Source organism: Flavobacterium lotistagni (genome assembly GCF_011392125.1).
GTDB classification, from domain to species: domain Bacteria; phylum Bacteroidota; class Bacteroidia; order Flavobacteriales; family Flavobacteriaceae; genus Flavobacterium; species Flavobacterium lotistagni.
The window spans coordinates 110,421-132,219 of sequence record NZ_JAAJBU010000005.1 but is presented as its reverse complement, the minus strand read 5'-3'; the positions used below and the strand labels follow the sequence as shown (position 1 = coordinate 132,219).

The following is a 21,799-nucleotide window of genomic DNA, read 5'->3' as shown; positions in this document are numbered from 1 at the left end:
CGGAATGCATTTTCAACTAATGCCGTTAAATTTAAAAACTAATATTATGCAAGCACACGAAATAGATTACCGCATTTTTGGTGAAGAAATGCAATATGTTGAAATCGAACTTGATCCTCAGGAAGTAGTTGTTGCAGAAGCCGGCAGTTTTATGATGATGGACAGCGGGATTACGATGCAAACCATTTTTGGCGACGGATCGCAAGAGCAGCAAAGTGGTTTGTTCGGCAAATTGCTCTCAGCCGGTAAACGAGTCTTAACTGGCGAGAGTTTGTTCATGACAGCCTATCAGAATCAGAATCAAGGCAAAAGTCAGGTTTGTTTTGCGTCGCCTTACCCAGGAAAAATCATCGCCATTGATTTGATGCAATTTGGCGGACGTTTTATTTGTCAGAAAGATTCGTTCCTGTGTGCCGCTAAAGGTGTTTCGGTCGGAATAGAATTCTCTAAAAAATTGGGCCGCGGTCTTTTCGGAGGCGAAGGTTTCATCATGCAAAAACTTGAAGGCGACGGCATGGCGTTCGTGCATTCTGGAGGTACTTTAGCCAAAAGAGAATTGGCTGCTGGTGAAGTGCTGAAAGTGGATACAGGATGTATTGTCGGTTTTACAAAGGATGTCGATTATGATATTGAATTCATCGGAGGCATCAAAAATACTTTATTCGGTGGCGAAGGAATGTTCTACGCTACCTTGCGTGGTCCCGGAACGGTTTACGTACAATCCTTACCTTTCAGCAGATTGGCCGATCGAATTATAGCATCGGCACCAAAAAATGGTGGAAGCTCTCGTGAAGAAGGTAGCCTGCTCGGCGGATTGGGCAATTTGCTCGACGGTGACAATCGTTTTTAATAGAAAGGACCGCTTCTCTGTAAGACATAAAAAAGCCGCAGACTGGATTTGAGTTTGCGGCTTTTTTATGAATTTATTTTTCTAGTAACGGTGCGTACTTGGCCCTATTTTCATACAGCATCCAAAGCAGCATCGCTAAGAAAACCAGTGCTATCGGCAATCCGCTGCTGTCGGTCACAGTATTAGTGAGCATGATGCCGAACATAATAGGAACAATAATCAGCGCGCCCAAAGCTCTGGTTTTTGGAAAAATCACCAACAATCCGCCCACAACTTCAGCGGCGCCAACCAGCGGCATCAACCAGCCGATTTCCATGAAGGCTTGCATGGTTTTCATCATTTTTTCAGACAGATTTTCCGGCATCGGCATATACTCAAAAAATTTGTTGAGTCCGGCATTGATGAACATCAACCCGAAGAGCAGCGAGGCGACAAAAAGGATTTTGTTTTTCATAATCGTTAGTTTTGTTGGTAAGTAAAGAAAAGAAAAGAACATTTCATCACGAAGTTAGAAAATTAATTCAAAAAACAATTCGTAGAAATGTAATCTAAAACTGATGGTTTTCTGTGGATAGATTTGTTCATATCCTCTAAGTTTTTCTTAAAATCAGCTCATGGCGTTTGCTATTTTTACCTTAACTAAACAACATCCTTATGAAAAAACGATTACTGTTTTCTGCCGTACTTACGGTAGTGTTTACTGTGTCTTCTTGGGCACAGGCTTCAGGGCCAAATCCTAAAAATCAAATGGCTACTACAGCTTGCGATTTGAACTTGCCGTTGCTTTTTCCGAGTTATAATTCGCAATGCGCGGTCGAATTTACTGATTTGACTATTCCTGAAATTGTAGACAGTTGCGGCAATACAGTAACGCCCACGACTGATTTGAGTATTTTCCCAATTACAGCTACCGGAACTACAACTATTGTTTGGGAATTCATCAACGAACTCGGTGGTATTGAAACCGCCAACCAAAACATCAACATTCTCGATTTTATACTTCCGGTTCCCGATGTGGCGATCTTGCCAAATTTCTTTTCACAATGTGCAGTGCAAGCTACAGATTTACCTGTGCCGACCGCGACCGATAATTGCTCTGCGGTAACAGTGACCAACAACGCGGTATTCCCGATTACAGTTTCCACTTTAATTACCTGGACTTATACCGATGCGACAGGAAATTTCTCTTACCAAGACCAAGATATTTACATCAATGATTTTACCGAACCGGTTGCTGATGTAGCGATTTTGCCCAACGTGCACGCGCTCTGTCAAGTCGCCGAAACCGATTTGGTACCACCAACAGCTACCGACAATTGTGGCGGTTTGGTTACGGTTACTAATAATGCAACTTTCCCGATTTTACGTTCAACTTTGATTACTTGGTATTACACCGATGAAAACGGAAATGTGAGCTATCAAGACCAAGATATTTACATCGATGATTTTGATGCGCCAGTGCCTGATACAGCTTCTTTACCAGATTTTCACGCGCTTTGCCAAGTCAGTGAAGCCGATTTGATTGCTCCAACAGCAACGGATAATTGCTCTGTTGCATCGGTAACCAACGACGGAATTTTCCCGATTTTGGCCTCTACAATCATTACTTGGACTTTTGCCGATCCGAGTGGTAATACAGTTACTCAAACCCAACGAATTATTATTGATGATGTGACCAATCCGGTTCCTGATGCAGCCGTGTTGCCTGATGTGGTTTCACAGTGCGCTTTGTCTGCCACAGATTTAGTGATACCCACCGCTACCGACAATTGCTCGATTGCCAGCATAACCAATGACGGTGTTTTCCCAATTACAGCCTCGAGAACCATTACCTGGACTTTTGCCGACCCGAGCGGAAATTCGGTAAGTCAATTGCAGAATATCATCATCAACGATACCACAGCACCGACGCCAGATACCGTTGTTTTATCCGATGTCTTGGCTCAGTGTGAATTGCTAGAAACCGACCTTGTGCCGCCAACGGCTACTGACAATTGCTCGGGAATTGTGACCGTAACCAACGACGGTGTTTTCCCGATTACAGCTTCTACAACCATTAATTGGACTTACAGCGATGGCAATGGAAACAGTACTTCGCAAATCCAAAATATCATCATCGACGATACGCTAGGCCCAACACCGGATTTGGCTGTATTGACCGACCTCACGGCAGAGTGTGCATTGCTTGAAACTGATTTGGTTGTTCCTTCGGCGACTGACAACTGCTCTGGCGTGGCAGGCATTACCAATGATGGTGTTTTCCCAATTATTGCCTCGACTACGATTACCTGGACTTATACCGACGGCGATGGAAACTCTTCAACACAAACCCAAAACATAGTAATCAACGATACGACTCCGCCAACACCCGACACGATTGCATTGGCTGATATTGTTGCTGACTGTGAAGTACGCGAGTCTGATTTGGTTGTGCCTACCGCGACAGACAATTGCTCAGGTATTGTTACTGTTTCCCATGACGGAGTTTTTCCGGTCACTACCGCAACGACCATTACTTGGACCTATGCAGATGCCGGCGGAAACACGTCTTCCCAAACACAGAATATCATCATCAGCGATACTACTGCGCCTGTTCCTGATGCTGCAATATTACCAGATGTAAACGGCCAATGCGAAGTAGTCGAAACCGATTTGACTGCGCCCACCGCTACCGATAATTGCTCTGTAGTTACTGTAACCAACGATGGCATTTTCCCTATCACGGCGTCAACCACGATTACTTGGACATTTGCAGATGCTAACGGAAATACCGCTACCCAAACCCAAAATATCGTAATTGATGATACAACTGCACCAACGCCAGACAATACTATATTAGATGATGTGGTAGCACTTTGCCAAGTGGTAGAGGCCAATTTAACCACACCGACTGCGACCGATAATTGCTCAAGTGTGACGGTTGCCCACAACGCGACTTTCCCGATTTATACGACAACGACGATTACTTGGACTTTCACAGATGCCAACGGAAACGCCTCGACTCAAGAGCAGAATATTGTTATCAATGATACTACAGCGCCAACACCCGACGCGATTACCCTAGCTGATATTACCGCCGAATGTCAGGTTTTTGAGTCTGACATAACAGCGCCAACTGCAACCGATAATTGTTCGGTTGTATTGGTAACGCACAATACCATATTCCCGATTGCAACATCTACAATAATTACGTGGACTTTTACCGATGCCAACGGAAATGCCTCAACGCAAACCCAGAATGTCATCATCAACGATACTACAGCGCCGACTCCGGATGCCGCAGTTTTAGACGATGTAGTTTCGCAATGTGCAGTACTGGAAGCAGATTTGGTCGTGCCGTCGGCTACCGATAATTGCGCTGCGGTAACTGTAACCAATAATGGTGTTTTCCCAATTACCGCTTCGACCATTATAACCTGGACTTACACCGATACGAGCGGAAACAGCAATAGTCAAACCCAGAATATCTTTGTCATCAACGATACTACCGCGCCAACGCCTGACCTTGCTGATTTAGCAGATGTTAACGGTCAATGCGAAATTCTTGACACAGATTTAGTGCAGCCAACAGCTACCGATAATTGTTCAGGATTGGTGACCGTGAGCAACGATGGGATTTTCCCAATTACGGCTTCCACAACCATCATCTGGAAATATACTGATGCCAACGGAAACAGCACTACGCAACCCCAAAACATCATTATCGACGATACTTTAGGGCCAACGCCTGACAATGCAGTTTTGGCAGACTTTACAGCCGAATGTGAAGTGCTTGAAACCGATTTGGTTGTTCCTTCGGCGACAGACAATTGTTCGGGTGTGGCTAGTATCACCAATGACGGAATATTCCCAATTACTGTTTCAACAACAATCTCTTGGACATACACTGATGGCGACGGCAACACATCGACGCAAACCCAAAATATTGTAATTAATGACACGACAGTGCCAAATCCTGATGCGGCTTCGCTGGCTGATGTGAGTGGAGAATGCCAAGTTGTAGAAGTTGATTTGACTGTTCCTTCAGCAACCGATAATTGTTCGGCGGTGACCGTGTCTAGCAATGCGGTTTTCCCTATTACGGTATCGACAACAATTACTTGGACTTACACTGATGCCAATGGAAATACATCAACCCAAGATCAGAATATCGTCATTACCGATACTGTAGCACCAACTCCCGATGTAGCTGTATTGCCTGATGTTACTACCGAATGTCAACTGCTGGAAGCTGATTTAGTCGTGCCGACCGCGACCGACAATTGCTCTGTAGCTTCGGTAGCCAATGACGGAATTTTCCCGATTACCGCTTCGACTACGATTACTTGGACTTACACCGATGCCAACGGAAATACGTCAACCCAAGAACAGCATATTGTGATCAACGATACGACAGCGCCAACGCCTGATATTGCAGTTTTAGCCGACATTACAGCACAGTGTCAAGTAGATATTACCGATGTTACCGCGCCAACAGCCACCGATAATTGCTCTGTGGTTACTGTAACCAACGATGCCATTTTCCCGATTGTGGCCCAAGGCGTTACTACAATCACCTGGACTTATACCGATGCCAGCGGAAACGCCACGACGCAAACCCAAGATGTTTTAATTGGCGATAACACACCACCAACGGCAACGCTAACAGACACTACCGTATCAGTAGACGTAACCGGAAATGTAACTGTTGCTGCAGCACAACTCGAAAACGGAACCGCTACTGATAATTGTGGTATTGCAGGAATTTCAGTATTTCCGAATACTTTCAACTGTACCGAATTAGGCGATCATGTGGTCACGGTTACTATTTTGGATATTCACGGAAATGTGACCCAACAAACGGTAACAGTAACGGTAACTGATCCGAGCGATTTTTGTAGTGCTTTAGGTGTCGACCAAAACGAATCGGTAACCTTAACGTTATTCCCGAACCCGACTTCAGATCAAGTCTACTTGCAAGGAAATAACCTAAACATTCGTTCGGTAAGCGTTTATTCTATTTCAGGACAATTGATTCAAAGCGAAAGCTATCAACAGTCTGCCGAGCAGTATAGCGTTTCCTTGAAAACTTTGCCACAAGGCATGTATCTGTTGAAATTCGAGACTAGCGAAAGCACGTTCACCAGAAGGGTCATGAAATACTAATCTATTCATTTTAAAATAGAAGGCAATCCTAATCGGGTTGCCTTTTTTATGGTTTGTTGAATAGAATTTATCCTTACCTTTAGGTTTTTTGAAAATTTTTAATCTCATCCATCAAGCTATGAAAACAAACGCTGTTAAAGCCTACGGGACTTCGGCTCCCGAAAATGATTTGGCCCAAATGAACATCGACCGTCGCGAAGTGCAGGCGAAAGACATCGAAATCGAAATTATGTATTGTGGCGTTTGTCATTCCGATTTGCATACTGCGCGCAACGATTGGGGTTTCACGACTTATCCGGCCGTTCCGGGTCATGAAATTGTAGGGAAAGTCACTCGTGTGGGAAATGAAGTAAGCAAACTCAAAGTAGGCGATTTCGCTGCTGTAGGTTGTTTGGTCGGCTCTTGCGGAACTTGCAGCAGTTGCCAACAGGATTTAGAGCAATATTGCCTTAACGGCTGGGTCGGTACATATAACAGCACCGACAAATATTTGGGCGGTATGACTTACGGTGGTTACTCGGAGAAAATTGTTGTTGAAGAGCATTTTGTCTTGAAAGTTCCCGAGAATCTTGACCTCGCAGCCACTGCGCCTTTGTTGTGTGCCGGAATTACTACTTGGTCGCCCTTGCGCCACTGGAAAGTTGGTAAAGGAACCAGAGTAGCTGTAGTCGGTTTGGGCGGATTAGGGCATATGGCTATTAAATTGGCTAAAGGTTTGGGCGCCGATGTTACTTTGTTCTCTAGAAGCCCGGGCAAAGAAAAAGATGCGTTCGATTTGGGTGCCGACGCGGTAGTTATCTCAACTGACGATGTTCAAATGGAAGCTGTCAAAGGCAAGTTCGACCTCATTATTGATACGGTTCCTTACGTTCATGATGTTAACCCTTACGTAGGTACTTTGAACATTAATGGTACTTTGGTGTTGGTAGGTTATCTCGGCGGTTTAGATCCGATTCTCAATACCGTTCCGTTGATTATGGGCCGAAAGGCAGTGGCGGCTTCGCTGATTGGCGGCATTGCTGAAACTCAGGAAATGCTGGACTTCTGTGGCGAGCACAACATCGTATCGGAAATCGAACTGATTAAAATCCAAGACATCAACCACGCCTACGAAAGAATGCTCAAGAGCGATGTGCGGTATCGTTTTGTGATCGATATGGCATCACTTAAAGCCTAACCAATTTAAATATTCGTAAAAGCAGCGGCTGTTATAAGTCGCTGTTTTTTTGTGTCAACCGACACTTTAAGGCAAATTTACAACTTTTACTATATTTACCGAAAATAAATAATATGTGTGCTACAACCAACAAGAATGAATTTATGCAGGAGGCCATTCGCCTGTCGATTGAAAATGTAACCAGCGGACAAGGCGGCCCATTTGGAGCCGTGATTGTCAAAGACGGAAAAATCATCGCGCGCGGAGCCAATTCAGTAACATCAACCAATGACCCAACGGCGCATGCTGAAGTAGTGGCGATAAGAAATGCTTGTAAAGAACTCGGGAGTTTTCAGCTCGACGGCTGTGAAATTTATACTAGTTGCGAACCTTGCCCAATGTGCTTAGGTGCTATTTATTGGGCGCGACCTGATAAAATGTACTTCGCCAATACCAAAAAAGATGCGGCTGATATCCAGTTCGACGACCAATTCATTTACGAGGAAATTGAAATTCCTTACACCAACAGAAAACTTGAAACCGTCCAAATGATGCGCGACGAAGCCCTAGAAGCCTTCCGCCTTTGGAGTGAAAGTACCAAGAAAATAGAATACTGATTCCAAACGATTCCATGATTCAATTTATATTAAATGACCGGCTCATCGAGACCGAAAAAGCGGCCAGCACTACCTTGCTTGATTTCATTCGTTATGATGAAAACCTGCGCGGAACCAAAATTGGCTGCCGTGAAGGCGATTGCGGTGCGTGCACGATTCTAATTGGTTCTCTCAAAAACGGAAAACTCGATTATATCAGCGCCACTTCTTGTTTAACACCACTGCCGAATGTTCATGGCAAACACGTGGTGACGGTCGAAGGAATGAATTTGCCCGACAAACTCAACCGCGCACAAGCAGCCATGGTCGAAAGCTCGGGAACGCAATGTGGTTTCTGCACGCCGGGCTTTGTGAATTCGATGTGCGGCTTTGCGCTCACGAGTGCTGAGCCAACGTATGAGAATGCCATCAGCGCGATTGACGGCAACATTTGTCGTTGCACCGGTTATAAATCGATTGAACGCGCCACGGCAAAATTCAGTTCGCAATTGCAACAGAAAGACGACAAAAATCCTCTGAAATGGTTGGCTGAAAACGACTTTATCCCAAGTTATTTTACAGAAATTGAATCTAGGTTAAAAGCAATCCAAGTAGAGGCTTATGCGAGTAGCGGCGCCGTGCCTATTGGTGGCGGAACCGATCTTTACGTTCAGAAACACGAGGAAATGCACGCCATGGATTTGGAATATTTGTTCGACAGGAACGAACTCAACGGAATTATCATTGATGGTTCTAAATGCAAAATCAAATCTTCCGTAACGGTTACTGATTTGATGCAAAATGACACTTTACTTGGGGCAATTCCGAATTGGTATCAGTACATGAAATTGTTGTCCTCGACACCGATTCGAAATATTGCAACGATTGCCGGAAACATTGCCAACGGATCGCCTATTGGTGATTTCACAATCATTCTTTTGGCCTTGAAAGCCGAACTGACTTTGGCCGATAAAAATGGCGTACGTCGGAAATTGCCGCTCAAAGATTTCTACCTTGGTTACAAAACGCTCGATAAAAAAGCGGATGAAATTATCACCGAAATCACTTTCGAAATACCAAGTAACACGGCTCGATTCCATTTCGAAAAAGTTTGCAAACGCCAATATTTGGATATCGCCAGTGTGAATACTGCAATGTATCTCAAAACCGAAAATCAAATAATTACCGAAGCCAATGTATCAATGGGTGGCGTTGGTCCGATTCCGAAATATCTCGCCAAAACCAGCGAGTTCTTGAAAGGCAAATCAATTGCAACAGAAACTCTCAAAAGTGCTGAAGTTATCTTGCAAACCGAAATCTCACCCATCAGTGATGCGCGCGGTACCGAATCCTACAAACGATTGCTCGGGCGACAATTGTTCTTCGCGCATTTCATCGAGTTATTTCCCGATACGATTAACATCAATGATCTCGTATGATTAATATAGATGCACAAAACCACGTTCGGGGAAAATCGATTTACCTCGACGACATTCAGGAATTACAAGGCACTTTATATGCTTTGCCATTTGATGCTACCGTTGCCCACGCCAAAATCAAAAGTCTAGATTTAGAAGCCGCTTCGAAAGCAAAAGGTATCGTGGCCATCCTTACCGCGAAAGACATTCCCGGCGAAAACCAAATTGGCGGCATCATTCCAGATGAACCCTTGTTTGCTGACGGTGAAGTTCATTTCAGAGGCCAAGTGATTGCTTTGATTGTAGGCGATTCTGAACACCATTGCCGCCAAGCAGCTAGATTAATTAAGGTAGTTTACGAAGAACTTCCTGTGATTGTTAATCCTAGGGAAGCCCAAGCGCATGGCAAACTCATCATGCCGCCGCGCAATTTTAAACTGGGCAATACCGAAGAGGCTTGGTCAGAGTGTGAGCACATCATCGAAGGACGCTCGGATGTCAACGGCCAGGAGCATTTATACATTGAAACCCAAGGTGCTTATGCTCGTCCGAAAGAAGATGGCAGCATCGTGATTTCTTCTTCCACACAAGGCCCAACAGCGGTACAAAGAATGGTCGCGCGCGTGCTAAATATTCCGATGCACAAAGTAGAAATCGATACGGTTCGTCTCGGTGGCGGTTTCGGTGGAAAAGAAGACCAAGCTACTCCGTGGGCTGTCATGGTGGCTTTGGCAACGCAAGTTTTACACAAACCCGTGAAAATGTCGATGCACCGCATGGACGATATGCGCATGACCGGAAAACGCCATCCGTATTCGGCTGATTTCAAAATCGGTTTGACCAAAGATTTGAAAATATTAGCTTACGAAGTGACGCATTACCAAAACGCAGGTGCCGCAGCCGATTTGTCGCCGGCCGTGATGGAGCGCACTTTGTTCCATTCGACCAATGCTTATTACATTCCGAATGTCAACGCGAAAGCTTATAGTTGTAAAACCAATTTGCCTCCGAATACCGCTTTTCGTGGTTTTGGCGGTCCGCAAGGGAAATTTGCAATTGAGGCAGCGATTGTCAAAGCAGCGGAAACTTTAGGCGTCAGCCCGGCGGAAATCCAGAAAAAGAATTTAGTGGTCGATGGCAACGAATTGTCTTACGGACAGATTTTACAGCAAACCAATGCGCATGCTTCCTGGGACGATTGTACCGCGACTTACCAATACGAACAACAGAAAAAGCGAGTAGCCGATTTCAATGCTACCAATTCCAGATACAAAAAAGGACTTGCCGTGCAACCGATTTGTTTCGGAATTTCGTTCACCAACACCATGATGAACCACGCGCGCGCCTTGGTACATATTTATCACGATGGTAGTATTGTGGTGAGCACCGGAGCAGTCGAAATGGGGCAAGGCGTCAATACGAAAATGCTCCAGATCGTGACCGAAACTTTCGGCATCAGCGCGAAAAGGGTGCGCATCGAATCGACCAATACTTTGCGGGTGGCCAACACGTCGCCTACTGCTGCGAGTGCCGGAGCGGATTTGAACGGAAAGGCTTTGCAACTGGCTTGTAACGCGCTTTTGGAAAGATTGATTACGGTCGCTCAAAAAGAACTCAATACTGATAAAATCCAAATCAACGACGAGTTTGTTTTCGCTAACGATAAAGCTACTGAAATCAGTTGGCCCGATTTGGTGATGAAAGCCCATGTGTTGCGGGTTGCCTTGACTGAAAACGCACACTACGCTACGCCAACCATCCATTATGATAAAACCAAAGAAAAAGGCCATCCGTTTGCCTATCACGTATATGGAACCGCAATTGTTGAAGTAACCGTAGATTGCTTAAAAGGTACTTACGAATTCGATGCGGTCAATGTGGTGCACGATTTCGGGAAAAGCATGAACACCGATATCGACAATGGCCAAATCGAAGGCGGACTCGTGCAGGGCATCGGCTGGATGACACTCGAAGAAATTGTCTACAACGACCAAGGCAGGTTACTTTCCAATGCTTTGTCTACTTATAAAGTGCCTGATATTTATTCGGTGCCGAAACAAATCAATATCAAACACCTGGAAACTGAAGGCCACGAACTCGCGATTAAAAAATCCAAAGCGGTGGGCGAACCTCCGTTGATGTACGGATTAGGAGCTTATTTTGCGATTCGCGATGCCGTTCGTGCATTCAATCCAAATGCAGACCTAGCTGTGAATGCGCCTTATACGCCTGAGAAGGTATTGATGGATTTGTATAAGAAATAAAGAACGCAAGCCGTGGTGATCAATTTTTACAAACAAGTCCGTGAATGTTTGCTTGCAGAACGCCGCCTTGTTTTGATGGTCGTAATTTTCAACGAAGGCAGTAGTCCGGGTCGCAAAGGTTTTAAGATGGCTGTGTCTGAGAAACAAATGTTCGGCACCATCGGCGGCGGCATCATGGAACACAAACTCGTCGAATACGCGCGCAGTTTGCTTAAAACGCAGCATTTTCTTCCGTTTATTAAACATCAGATTCACGACAAAACAGCACCAACTGATCAGTCAGGCATGATTTGTTCCGGTGAGCAAACCATCGCTTTCTATGATTTGAATTTGAGCCATCTGGCCACCATCGATGCTATTATCCAAAAGAAAAATCTGCATATCCGTTACACTGAAAAAGGGCTTGACCTCAATTTGCATCCAATGATTAACCACGATTGGGAATTTGTCGAATCGGTAACCTTGCCCAACCGCGTTTATATTGTCGGCGGCGGCCATGTAGGTTTGGCTTTGAGCGAAGTTTTAGCAAGGCTCGATTTTGAGATTTACGTGCTCGATCACCGCGAAAACCTCAATACGATGCAGGCCAATACGTTTGCGCATTTCCAGAAAACCGTCGAGTTTGAACACATCGACAAAGAAATTCCTGAAGGCAACAATGTTTATGTAGTGATTATGTCGTTTGGTTATCGCACCGACGATATCATTATCAGGCGTTTGCTCGGTCGTCGTTTCAAATATATCGGAATGATGGGCAGTCAGGAAAAAATCGCCACTTTAAAAAATCATTTGCTTCAAGACGGATTTAGCCAGAATCAACTCGATGCCGTGTGTTGGCCGATTGGGATTGACATCAAAAGCGAATCGGCACAGGAAATTGCCATCAGTGTTGCGGCAGAACTCATCAGCGTTAAAAACAAAGCCACATGATTTCCGTTGCCGAAGCCTTTTCGATATTGGAAAAATTGGATTTTCGATTGAAAGAAATCGAAGTTCCACTGGTTCAAGCGCACCAATATATTCTTGCCGAGACCATTTGTTCGCCCATCAACATGCCGCCTTTCAGACAATCGAACATGGATGGTTTTGCGCTGGCCTTACACGAGAAATTGACTTATGAGATTGTGGGTGAAGTTAAAGCCGGAGATTCGCAAACGGTGCAACTAAAACCTGGCCAAGCGGCGAAGATTTTTACCGGAGCGCCTGTTCCTGATTCGGCTCAAGCAGTGATTCAAATTGAAAAAGTTTCCACTAACGGCCACCAGCTTTTGCTAGACGAAGCCATTTTGCCCGGAACCAATGTTCGGCCTTTGGGTTCTCAAATCCGGAAAACTGCCGTTGCGCTTGAAAAAGGTACTTTTTTAAGTCCGGCTGCAATTGGATTTCTTGCTGGTTTGGGCTTGACTTCGATCAAGGTTTTCAATCAGCCTAAAGTTGGGATTATCGTCACCGGAAACGAGTTGGCTGCGCCCGGAAATCCGTTGCAACACGGGCAAGTTTATGAAAGCAATGCAATCATGTTACAGGCTGCTTTACAATCTAAGCTTTTCAATCAAATCAGTTTGTATCAAGTAGATGACGATTTTGAAAACACCCAATCCGCGATAAAATCTGCTATAGAAGAAAACGATTTGCTGATGATTTCAGGCGGAATTTCTGTTGGCGATTATGATTTCGTTGGAAAAGCATTGCAGCAGTTAAATGTCGAAACCTTATTTTACAAAGTCAACCAAAAGCCCGGAAAGCCTTTGTTCGCGGGAAAGTATCACAATAAAATGATTTTTGCTCTTCCTGGAAATCCTGCGGCGAGTTTGACTTGCTTTTACGTTTATGTGTGGCCGACGCTTCAAAAAATGTCGGGTCACCAAACAAACTACGGAACCAAAACCCGAAGTAAACTCGCTCATGATTTGGAAGTAAACAATCCGCGCGACCAGTTTCTCAAAGCAATAGTTTCCGGCGAAAAAGTGACAGTTCTCGACCATCAGGATTCATCAATGCTCGATACTTTTGCGCTGGCAAATGCACTGGTTTACGTGCCCGGTGGAAATTACCGTTTGCCCGCGAATGAACCTGTCGCGCTGTATTTATTATAGTGCTATCTTTGTAGGCTATAAAATTTTAGGATGTTGTTCAGCGAACTTTTACACACGCCATTATTGCTGTTGCTTTTGCCGATTGTCGCTTTCCTGTACGCGAGTGTCGGCCACGGCGGTGCCAGCGGTTATATTGCTGTGATGAGCCTTTTTGCATTTCCCGTTTCGGTGATGAAACCTACGGCTTTAGTCTTGAATATTTTGGTCTCAGGAATTTCGTTCTATTTTTATTACCGCGAAAAACAGTTCGATTGGAAGTTGTTCTATCCGTTTGCCTTGACTTCAATTCCGTTTTCTTTTTTGGGCGGATTGCTAACGGTTGAAACCCATTATTATAAAGTAATCCTAGCGTCGGTTTTGATTATTGCAGTTTTGCGGTTGCTCGGCGTTTTCGGTAAGGAACAAGCCGTTTTGAAACCCGTCAATTTTCCGTTGGCTTTACTTATTGGAGCCACTATCGGGTTTTTGTCTGGTTTGATCGGAATTGGCGGCGGCATTATCCTGAGCCCGGTGATTTTGTTTTTGGGTTGGGCCAATATGAAGCCTACTGCGGCCGTTTCCGCTTTGTTTATTTTCGTGAATTCGCTCGCCGGGCTTTTTGGTTTTGTTTCCCAAGGCGGAAGTTTGCCATTGTCATCAGCAGCGGTCATTAGTGTTGTGCTGGTTGGCGGTATTCTCGGAAGTTATTACGGAAGCCGAAAGTTCAATACAGCCACGTTGCGCAATGTTTTGGCTTTTGTTTTAGGCATTGCGATTTTAAAATTATACACGACTTAACGATGCAGCTAACGGTAAAATATTTCGGTATCATTGCCGATTTCACCCAGAAAAAGGAAACGTTTTTACCTTTAGATGCATCCATCGATACTATTGAAAAGTTACTTTGTTATCTTCAAGAGTTATATCCTGAGATCAAGAATGTTACGTTTTCGATTGCTTTGAACGAGAAACTGATTAGTAAAAATGAAGCGCTAATTGATGGCGACGAAATAGCCTTATTGCCACCATTTGCCGGCGGATAAATCATGAAACGCTACGAAAAACAAATCGCCTTATCCGAAATCGGAACTCACGGCCAGCAAAAACTCGCTGAGGCTAAAGTATTAGTTATCGGTGCCGGTGGTTTGGGCTGTCCGGTTTTACAACATTTGGCAGCAGCGGGTTTAGGCTGTATCGGTATCGTCGATGCAGATTTGGTGCAGGAAAGCAACTTGAACCGGCAGGTTTTATATACCGTAAACGACATAGGCAAACCAAAGGTAATGGTTGCATCCGAAGCTATTTTGAAGCAGAATCCTGAAATCAAATTGGCCGTTTATCAATGCAATTTTACCGAAGAAAATGCTTTCGGAATTGCCGATGGTTATGATATCATTATTGATTGTACCGATAATTTAATCGCTCGCTACTTGATTAACGACGTGGCTTTGGTGCTGAAAATCCCGATGGTTTACGCTTCGGTGCATCGGTTTGAAGGCCAGCTTTCGGTGTTCAATTATGAGCTCGGCCCCACTTACCGCTGTTTGTTTCCGGAAAATGAAAATCTGAATGCTCTGAATTGTGACGATTCGGGCGTGCTCGGCGTTTTGCCCAACACGATAGGAATTTTACAAGCCACCGAAGTACTGAAAATCATTCTCGGCATCGGTAGTGTTTTAAGCGGAAAGTTACTCATTTACGACGGATTGTCGGCCCAAATACAAACCATCGAAATCCCGAAAAATGCGCTTGCGGTGCAACACGGATTGTTGCGTGGAATCGATATTCACCAACGAAATTCTCAGGCCGTTAAAAGTGTTTCTAAGATTGATTTTATGAGGTTTCTCCATGATGATTCGACGATAATTATCGACCTCAAGGAAACTTATGAAGAAGCTGCAATTCAAGCAGAGAATATCGTCAATGTGCCGATTGACCAACTCGAAAACTATTTGGAAAAATACCGCAAAGACCAAAAAATTATCTTATTTTGTCGGTTCGGAAACCAGAGTTTTCAAGCGGCGAATTACCTCAATAAAAAAGGATATACTTCGGTATTTCACCTCGAAAATGGCGTCGCAACTTTGATTCAAAAGTGATATGGAAACAGCAAAACCAAAAAAATCTTCGTTTGTTACCGGTGCCATTTCGGCTGCGTTCATCGGCGATTCGATTGCCAAACACCAAAGCAAAACCAGCATTGGAGCGCACAACATTTTCCTCGGTCAAGTCCGCGCGGACGAGATAGATGGGAAAATAGTCGCGGGCATTGAATATTCGGCTTATGAAAGTATGGCTGAAGCGGTGTTGCACGAAATTCGTGAAGCTGCGTTCGAAACTTTTGAGTTGACTTGTTTGCATATTTACCATAGTTTGGGTTACGTGAAAACAGGAGAAATCTGCTTGTTTGTTTTTGTGTCTGCGCCGAGAAGAAAAGCCACTTTTGAAGCCCTCAAATTTCTGGTCGAAGCCATTAAGGAAAAGGCCCCGGTTTTTGGCAAAGAGATTTTTGAAGACGAAAGTTACACTTGGAAAAAAAATACTTAAATGGTCGATATTACGCATAAAATCAGCACGCTCAGAACGGCCGTTGCCCAAGCGATTGTCAAAGTCGGTTCGCCGCAAACTATTCGCGCGGTAGTAGAGAAAACCGTTCCCAAAGGCGATGTTTTGGCCACAGCAAAAGCAGCCGGTTTGTTCGCGGTGAAAAATACCTCGAGCGCAATTCCTGATTGTCATCCTTTGCCGATTGAATTCACAGGTATCGAGTTCGAATGCTTGCAAGATTCAATTGTAATCGAGGTTGAAGTCAAGACCATTTACAAAACCGGAGTTGAAGTGGAAGCCATGCACGGCGCGTCGATTGTAGCGCTAACGATTTATGACATGCTCAAACCGATAGATAAAAACGTCGAAATTTCCACTATCAAACTGCTACATAAAAAAGGTGGAAAATCAGATTTCGCCGGTAAAGATTACTCGCGGCTTTCGGCAGCAGTGGTCGTTTGTTCTGATAGCGTTTCAGTGGGAACGAAAACAGATGCTTCCGGTAAAACCATCCTCAAAAAGTTGGAGAAGTTCGGTGTAAAAACTGCGTATTATCAGATTATTCCCGACCAAATCGAAGCGATTCAAGCGCAAGTACAACAGTTTCAGAGCACAAAAACCGATTTGCTTATTTTCACTGGCGGCACCGGTTTATCTAAAAAAGATGTCACACCCGAAGCCTTAATGCCATTAATCGACCGACGCATTCCGGGCATCGAGGAAGCCATTCGTTCTTATGGGCAAGAGCGCACACCTTATGCAATGTTGTCACGCTCAGTTGTTGGGTTCAAAGGCGATATGCTGGTGATGGCTTTGCCGGGTTCAACCTCTGGCGCGGCAGAATCGATGGATGCGGTTTTTCCTTCGGTGTTGCATTTGTTCGACATTATCAACGGTTCGCAGCATGGAAAATAAAGCGGCGTTGCAGGATGCTTTTGGGCGCGGTCACGATTATCTGCGCATTTCCATCTCGGAACATTGCAACTTGCGCTGTACTTATTGTATGCCGGAAGACGGAATTCATTTAACGCCCAAACCGCAATTGATGACCGCCGATGAAATCCTCCAAATAGCTGAAACTTTCGTGCAATTGGGTGTGAAGAAAATCCGCGTCACCGGTGGCGAACCTTTGGTTAGGAAAGACGCGAAAGATATTTTATTGCGTTTGGGGAAACTAGGTGTGAATTTAACCATAACCACCAACGGAATTCTCGTTCCGAATTTCATAGATACTTTTAAAGCAGCCGGAATCAAAACGGTCAACATCAGCATCGACAGCCTAGACAAAGCCAAATTCAACCGCATCACGCGCCGGGATTATTTCGAAGCCGTCTTTGAAAACATCAATTTGTTGCTTGGCGAAGGTTTTCAAGTGAAACTGAACGTGGTTTTGATGAAGCATTTTAATGACAACGAAATCCTAGACTTCATCGCTTTGACGGAATTCAAAAAAGTGCAGGTTCGTTTCATCGAATTCATGCCTTTCAACGGCAACGATTGGGACAAATCAAAATTGGTTACCTATGCGGAAATCCTTCATCAAATGGAAACTGAGTTTGCAGTAAACGAAATCCAACGCCTTGAAGATGCGCCGAACGATACGGCTAAAAATTTCAAAATCGCTTCTTACTTAGGTAGTTTTGCGATTATCTCTTCGGTCACCAATCCGTTTTGCAGCACTTGTAACCGCATTCGATTGACCGCTGATGGTAAGCTCAAGAATTGTCTTTTCTCAAATTCTGAAACGCCTTTGCTGGAAACTTTACGCCGCGGCGAATCCATTCTTCCTTTAATCCAACAAAACCTACGCTCAAAAAAACCGGTTCGAGGCGGCATGGAAGACGACGCGCAGTTCCAGAATCCCGAATTATTTTCCCAAAACCGAAGCATGATTGCCATTGGTGGATAGCCGTTCGAGCAATACTATTTTGATAACAAAATTTCTGGTCTAGTTGCATTATTTCGATTAAAATCTATATTTGTAGGTTGGAATTTTTAAAACGAACACTTTGCAGCAACGAAGCATTTATAGCCGACGGGTTTGGGTTGATGGGAAACTGCAGCCCGCCACTGTAATTTTTGCTAACGGAACCATTACAAACATCCTTTTTGAACAATCGCCAGAGGCGGAAGATTTTTTCAATTCTGTGATTATGCCTGGTGTGATTGATGTTCACGTGCATATCAATGAGCCTGGGCGCACCGAGTGGGAAGGATTCGAAACCGCTACCCAAGCCGCAGCAGCCGGCGGAACCACCACCATTGTCGATATGCCACTCAATGCGAGCCCAGTTACCACAACCTTAGCGGCTTTTGAGGAAAAACTGGAAGCTTCCAAAGGTAAACTCAATGTAAACGTAGGTTTTTACGCCGGACTGATTCCCGGAAATGCAAGCCATTTGGAATCATTAATCAAAGCCGGAGTTGTAGGCGTGAAGTGTTTTTTGACACATTCCGGGATTGATGAGTTTCCGAACGTTACCGAAAAAGACTTAGACGAAGCAATGCCGATTATCGCGAAATACAATTTGCCGTTATTGGCGCATTGCGAATTATACGACACTGAAGTAGATTCTAATTTCGAAAATCATCCTACGAGTTATCAGCATTATCTGGCCAGCCGTCCGAAAAAATGGGAAAACGATGCGGTCGATTTGATGATTCGAATGTGTAGAAAGTATCATTGTCCGGTGCATATTGTTCACGTGGCCTCGGATGAAGCTTTGGCATTGATTGAAGCTGCTAAAAAAGAAGGATTGCCTATTACTGCTGAAACTTGTTCCCAATACATTTACTTCAACGCTGAAGAAATTCCCGATGGGAAAACCATTTATAAATGTGCACCACCGATTCGGGAACGAGCCAATAACGAACATCTGAAAGCAGCTTTTCAAACCGGAGTGCTCGATTTCATCACCACCGATCATTCGCCAGCGCCTGCCGATATTAAGGAAATCACTATAGGTAATCTCAAAAAAGCTTGGGGTGGTATTGCCGGAATTCAGTTTTTGCTGAGCGCTTCCTGGACGGCTTTGAAAGGAACGATGGCTTTGGAAAAGTTTATTCCGCTATTGACCTCAAAACCGGCTGAGTTTCTTAAAACCGATAAAAAAGGAACCATTGTTATCGGCAACGACGCTGATTTAGTGATCTGGAATCCAGAGGAAAGTCAGGTTATTGTGGAAAGCGATATCTTTTTCCGGCATAAAATAAGTCCCTATATTGCAGAAAGCTTGAGCGGCGTGGTGTTGCAAACCATCGTGAATGGCGAAACCGTCTATCAGAATCAATTGATAAAAAATAAAAATAAAGGACAATGGCTTTTACAAAAGTAACCGAAATCATTAAGGAATCACCGGCATTTGCACAGCTTACTGACTTGGCAGCAGCCAGATTGGGCGGAAAAGTATTGTATGCTACCGACGATTTCTTCGCAGAAAAAGAAAACCTGATTGCCCCGACGCGAGGCATTTTCATAGCCGACAAATACACCGACCGCGGCAAATGGATGGACGGTTGGGAAAGCCGTCGCAAACGCACGCCCGGTCACGATTGGGCCATTATCCAATTGGCGACTTCAGGAAAAATTATCGGTTTTGACATCGATACGAATTTCTTTTTGGGCAACCATCCGCCACATGCCTCTGTAGAAGCCGCTTATTTACCCGATGCGCCCGAAGATACAAATTGGGAAACTGTAGCTTGGAAAGAGATTTTGCCGAAATCGCACTTAGATCCGGGTTCGCAGAACTTTTATGAGTGTAGCAGTGACGAAATTTATACGCATCTCAGATTGCATATTTATCCTGATGGGGGTGTGGCGAGGTTCCGCGTTTACGGCGAAGTTTTCAAAGATTGGAACAGCGTTTCGACCACAGAAGAAATCGATTTGGCAGCAGCCATCAACGGCGGACAAGCCATGGCCTGCAACGATATGTTTTTCAGCGCGATGGGCAATTTAATCATGCCCGGCCGTGGCGTAAACATGGGCGATGGCTGGGAAACCAAGCGCAACCGTACGCCAAACAACCGCGATTGGGTAATTTTGAGATTGGCGCATAAAGGAATCGTCGACCGAATCATTGTAGATACTTGCCATTTCAAAGGGAATTATCCTGATAGTTGTTCGATTGAAGCGTGCTGTTCTGATACTGATAATTTGGAAAATGCCAATTGGCAAATCTTACTACCGCAGCAAAAACTCAATGCCGATTTCATCCACGAGTTTGGCAATGAAGTGCAGAAAGGTCAAGTGATTACGCACGTTAGATTGAATATTTTTCCCGATGGTGGCGTGAGCCGACTTAGAATTTTTGGTAAAATCGTTCGATAGTGAAGGTCAATATTTTCATATTGCTGGTTTTATACGTAGTGTATTTTGGCGTACTGATTACGCTGGGCTACCTTTCGTATAAAATGCCGAATTTCATTTTCGGGAAGGGCAAAGAAAACGAAGACGGCGAGCCGATTCAAACCACGAGTTTGAATTATATGTACACCGGAATGCTGCTGGCCATTCTCGGAATACTCGTAAATACTTATCTTTTGGTGCAAGACACAGCGCTCGAAAGCCACATGATGGAATGGCTCAATATCGTGATTCGATTAATGCATATTACTTTTGGAATAGCGTGGATTGGCGCTTCGTTCTATTTCGTATTTCTGGAAAATGCGCTTAACCGAACTGAGAATGTGCGCGATGAATTGGCCGGAAACCTATGGGCGGTGCACGGCGGCGGATTTTATTATTTGGAAAAGTACAAAGTGGCCCCGAAAGAAATTCCGAAACATTTACATTGGTTCAAATATGAAGCTTATTTTACTTGGCTGACCGGATTCTGCCTGTTGTTCGTGGTGTATTATTTCAACGCCTCGGCTTTGCTGATCGATAAAAACGTACTCGATATTTCGGCGGCTCAAGGCATTTCTATCGGCGTAGGTTCGTTTGTGGTGGCTTGGCTGATTTATGACCAAATGTGCAAATCAAGGCTGATCAAAAACCAACAATTGTTTGCTTTGATAGGGTTTGCCTTACTGATTTTGTTTGCGATTTTTTACTGCCATGTGTTCAGCGCGCGCGCGGCATACATCCATTTTGGGGCGATGATTGGTGGTATTATGGTGGCCAATGTATTTTTCGTGATCATTCCGTCACAAAAAGCGATGGTTGCAGCTGCTAAGAAAGGCTTGCCGCTTGATCCGACTTTGGGGAAAAATGCCTTGGCGCGGTCGCTGCACAACAATTATTTCACTTTGCCGGTTTTGTTTGTGATGGTCAGCAACCACTTTCCGTCTACTTTCGGTTATGAATATCCTTGGTTGATGCTCGGAATCATTTCGCTCGGAACAGCCGGCGTGAAGCATTATCTGAACTTAAAAGAAAAAAGACAGTTGAATGTTTGGATCCTGCCGGTGTCGGTGGTGATTTTGTTGGCGGCTTGTTTTATTTCGGCTCCGAGCACCGATCCTTATGCTTGCAAAAAAGAAGTATCTTTCAGTGAAGTAAATGAAATTATCCAGAAAAGATGCGTGCAATGCCACTCGTCTAATCCGACGGATGACGTATACAAAGTAGCTCCGAACGGCGTCATGTATGACACGCCCGAAGACATTTTGAAGAAAAAGGACTTGATTATGCAGCGAGTGGTCGTGACCAAAACGATGCCTCAGAACAACAAAACCAATATGACTGAAGAAGAGCGCCAACTGATCCGTTGTTGGATTGAACAAGGCGCCAGTACCAAATAA

18 protein-coding genes are annotated in these 21,799 nt (G+C 44.5%); 17 read left to right on the top strand and 1 reads right to left on the bottom strand.

Going from position 1 to position 21,799, the window contains the following annotated elements; all coding sequences use genetic code 11:
• Window positions 1–46 precede the first annotated feature (46 nt).
• Window positions 47–850 (top strand): TIGR00266 family protein, encoded by an 804-nt coding sequence (locus G4D82_RS07770; protein WP_166336323.1) that lies wholly within the window; start codon window positions 47–49, stop codon window positions 848–850.
• A 73-nt stretch (window positions 851–923) separates the two neighbouring features.
• On the opposite strand, the gene G4D82_RS07765 is transcribed toward G4D82_RS07770, so the two are convergent.
• A complete protein-coding gene (locus tag G4D82_RS07765) occupies window positions 924–1,304 on the bottom strand; it encodes a DoxX family protein (RefSeq protein ID WP_166336321.1) in 381 nt (126 codons plus the stop codon).
• 200 nt (window positions 1,305–1,504) lie between these two features.
• Between G4D82_RS07765 and G4D82_RS07760 the strand changes: the two genes are divergently transcribed.
• From G4D82_RS07760 to G4D82_RS07685, 16 genes are all read left to right on the top strand, one after another.
• The gene (locus tag G4D82_RS07760) at window positions 1,505–5,995 is read left to right on the top strand and encodes a T9SS type A sorting domain-containing protein (RefSeq protein WP_166336319.1); all 4,491 of its coding nucleotides are present in this window, start codon (window positions 1,505–1,507) and stop codon (window positions 5,993–5,995) included.
• Between the two features lie 118 nt (window positions 5,996–6,113).
• Window positions 6,114–7,172 carry an NAD(P)-dependent alcohol dehydrogenase gene (locus tag G4D82_RS07755; RefSeq protein WP_166336317.1) on the top strand — a complete coding sequence of 353 codons (1,059 nt, stop codon included), beginning with the start codon at window positions 6,114–6,116 and terminating at the stop codon, window positions 7,170–7,172.
• A 113-nt stretch (window positions 7,173–7,285) separates the two neighbouring features.
• Window positions 7,286–7,768 (top strand): nucleoside deaminase, encoded by a 483-nt coding sequence (locus G4D82_RS07750; protein WP_207788144.1) that lies wholly within the window; start codon window positions 7,286–7,288, stop codon window positions 7,766–7,768.
• A 14-nt stretch (window positions 7,769–7,782) separates the two neighbouring features.
• Window positions 7,783–9,186 (top strand): FAD binding domain-containing protein, encoded by a 1,404-nt coding sequence (locus tag G4D82_RS07745; RefSeq protein WP_166336315.1) that lies wholly within the window; start codon window positions 7,783–7,785, stop codon window positions 9,184–9,186.
• Window positions 9,183–11,429 (top strand): xanthine dehydrogenase molybdopterin binding subunit, encoded by a 2,247-nt coding sequence (locus tag G4D82_RS07740; RefSeq protein WP_166336313.1) that lies wholly within the window; start codon window positions 9,183–9,185, stop codon window positions 11,427–11,429. Before G4D82_RS07745 ends, G4D82_RS07740 begins: the two co-directional genes overlap by 4 nt.
• Before the next feature lie 12 nt (window positions 11,430–11,441).
• Window positions 11,442–12,359 carry an XdhC family protein gene (locus G4D82_RS07735; RefSeq protein ID WP_317167564.1) on the top strand — a complete coding sequence of 306 codons (918 nt, stop codon included), beginning with the start codon at window positions 11,442–11,444 and terminating at the stop codon, window positions 12,357–12,359.
• A complete protein-coding gene (locus G4D82_RS07730; RefSeq protein WP_166336309.1) occupies window positions 12,356–13,525 on the top strand; it encodes a molybdopterin molybdotransferase MoeA in 1,170 nt (389 codons plus the stop codon). Before G4D82_RS07735 ends, G4D82_RS07730 begins: the two co-directional genes overlap by 4 nt.
• Before the next feature lie 30 nt (window positions 13,526–13,555).
• A complete protein-coding gene (locus tag G4D82_RS07725; protein WP_166336307.1) occupies window positions 13,556–14,302 on the top strand; it encodes a sulfite exporter TauE/SafE family protein in 747 nt (248 codons plus the stop codon).
• Window positions 14,303–14,304: 2 nt separating this feature from the next.
• Complete coding sequence (locus G4D82_RS07720; protein ID WP_166336305.1) at window positions 14,305–14,547, top strand: MoaD/ThiS family protein; 243 nt, start codon at window positions 14,305–14,307, stop codon at window positions 14,545–14,547.
• Window positions 14,548–14,550: 3 nt separating this feature from the next.
• Entirely contained in the window at window positions 14,551–15,603 is a 1,053-nt protein-coding gene (locus G4D82_RS07715) for a HesA/MoeB/ThiF family protein (RefSeq protein WP_166336303.1), read from the top strand.
• Between the two features lies 1 nt (window position 15,604).
• Window positions 15,605–16,051, top strand: coding sequence for a molybdenum cofactor biosynthesis protein MoaE (locus G4D82_RS07710; protein ID WP_166336301.1), 447 nt, complete (start codon window positions 15,605–15,607; stop codon window positions 16,049–16,051).
• Window positions 16,052–16,966 (top strand): bifunctional molybdenum cofactor biosynthesis protein MoaC/MoaB, encoded by a 915-nt coding sequence (gene moaCB, locus G4D82_RS07705; RefSeq protein WP_166336299.1) that lies wholly within the window; start codon window positions 16,052–16,054, stop codon window positions 16,964–16,966. It begins immediately after the preceding gene.
• Window positions 16,956–17,960: a GTP 3',8-cyclase MoaA gene (gene moaA / locus G4D82_RS07700; protein ID WP_166336297.1), complete on the top strand. Its 1,005-nt coding sequence runs from the start codon at window positions 16,956–16,958 to the stop codon at window positions 17,958–17,960. Before moaCB ends, moaA begins: the two co-directional genes overlap by 11 nt.
• A 100-nt stretch (window positions 17,961–18,060) precedes the next feature.
• Complete coding sequence (gene allB / locus G4D82_RS07695; protein ID WP_166336295.1) at window positions 18,061–19,386, top strand: allantoinase AllB; 1,326 nt, start codon at window positions 18,061–18,063, stop codon at window positions 19,384–19,386.
• On the top strand, window positions 19,368–20,384 hold the full coding sequence (alc, locus tag G4D82_RS07690; protein ID WP_166336293.1) for an allantoicase: 1,017 nt from the start codon (window positions 19,368–19,370) through the stop codon (window positions 20,382–20,384). The genes allB and alc overlap by 19 nt, the downstream gene beginning before the upstream one ends.
• Window positions 20,384–21,799 carry a urate hydroxylase PuuD gene (locus G4D82_RS07685; protein WP_207788143.1) on the top strand — a complete coding sequence of 472 codons (1,416 nt, stop codon included), beginning with the start codon at window positions 20,384–20,386 and terminating at the stop codon, window positions 21,797–21,799. The genes alc and G4D82_RS07685 overlap by 1 nt, the downstream gene beginning before the upstream one ends.

Excerpts from the sequence above, each read along its gene's own strand:
- G4D82_RS07770 (WP_166336323.1), top strand. The coding sequence starts at position 47 with ATGCAAGCACACGAAATAGATTACCGCATTTTTGGTGAAGAAATGCAA.
- G4D82_RS07765 (WP_166336321.1), bottom strand. The coding sequence starts at position 1,304 with ATGAAAAACAAAATCCTTTTTGTCGCCTCGCTGCTCTTCGGGTTGATG.
- G4D82_RS07760 (WP_166336319.1), top strand. The coding sequence starts at position 1,505 with ATGAAAAAACGATTACTGTTTTCTGCCGTACTTACGGTAGTGTTTACT.
- G4D82_RS07755 (WP_166336317.1), top strand. The coding sequence starts at position 6,114 with ATGAAAACAAACGCTGTTAAAGCCTACGGGACTTCGGCTCCCGAAAAT.
- G4D82_RS07750 (WP_207788144.1), top strand. The coding sequence starts at position 7,286 with ATGTGTGCTACAACCAACAAGAATGAATTTATGCAGGAGGCCATTCGC.
- G4D82_RS07745 (WP_166336315.1), top strand. The coding sequence starts at position 7,783 with ATGATTCAATTTATATTAAATGACCGGCTCATCGAGACCGAAAAAGCG.
- G4D82_RS07740 (WP_166336313.1), top strand. The coding sequence starts at position 9,183 with ATGATTAATATAGATGCACAAAACCACGTTCGGGGAAAATCGATTTAC.
- G4D82_RS07730 (WP_166336309.1), top strand. The coding sequence starts at position 12,356 with ATGATTTCCGTTGCCGAAGCCTTTTCGATATTGGAAAAATTGGATTTT.
- G4D82_RS07725 (WP_166336307.1), top strand. The coding sequence starts at position 13,556 with ATGTTGTTCAGCGAACTTTTACACACGCCATTATTGCTGTTGCTTTTG.
- G4D82_RS07720 (WP_166336305.1), top strand. The coding sequence starts at position 14,305 with ATGCAGCTAACGGTAAAATATTTCGGTATCATTGCCGATTTCACCCAG.
- G4D82_RS07715 (WP_166336303.1), top strand. The coding sequence starts at position 14,551 with ATGAAACGCTACGAAAAACAAATCGCCTTATCCGAAATCGGAACTCAC.
- G4D82_RS07710 (WP_166336301.1), top strand. The coding sequence starts at position 15,605 with ATGGAAACAGCAAAACCAAAAAAATCTTCGTTTGTTACCGGTGCCATT.
- moaCB (WP_166336299.1), top strand. The coding sequence starts at position 16,052 with ATGGTCGATATTACGCATAAAATCAGCACGCTCAGAACGGCCGTTGCC.
- moaA (WP_166336297.1), top strand. The coding sequence starts at position 16,956 with ATGGAAAATAAAGCGGCGTTGCAGGATGCTTTTGGGCGCGGTCACGAT.
- alc (WP_166336293.1), top strand. The coding sequence starts at position 19,368 with ATGGCTTTTACAAAAGTAACCGAAATCATTAAGGAATCACCGGCATTT.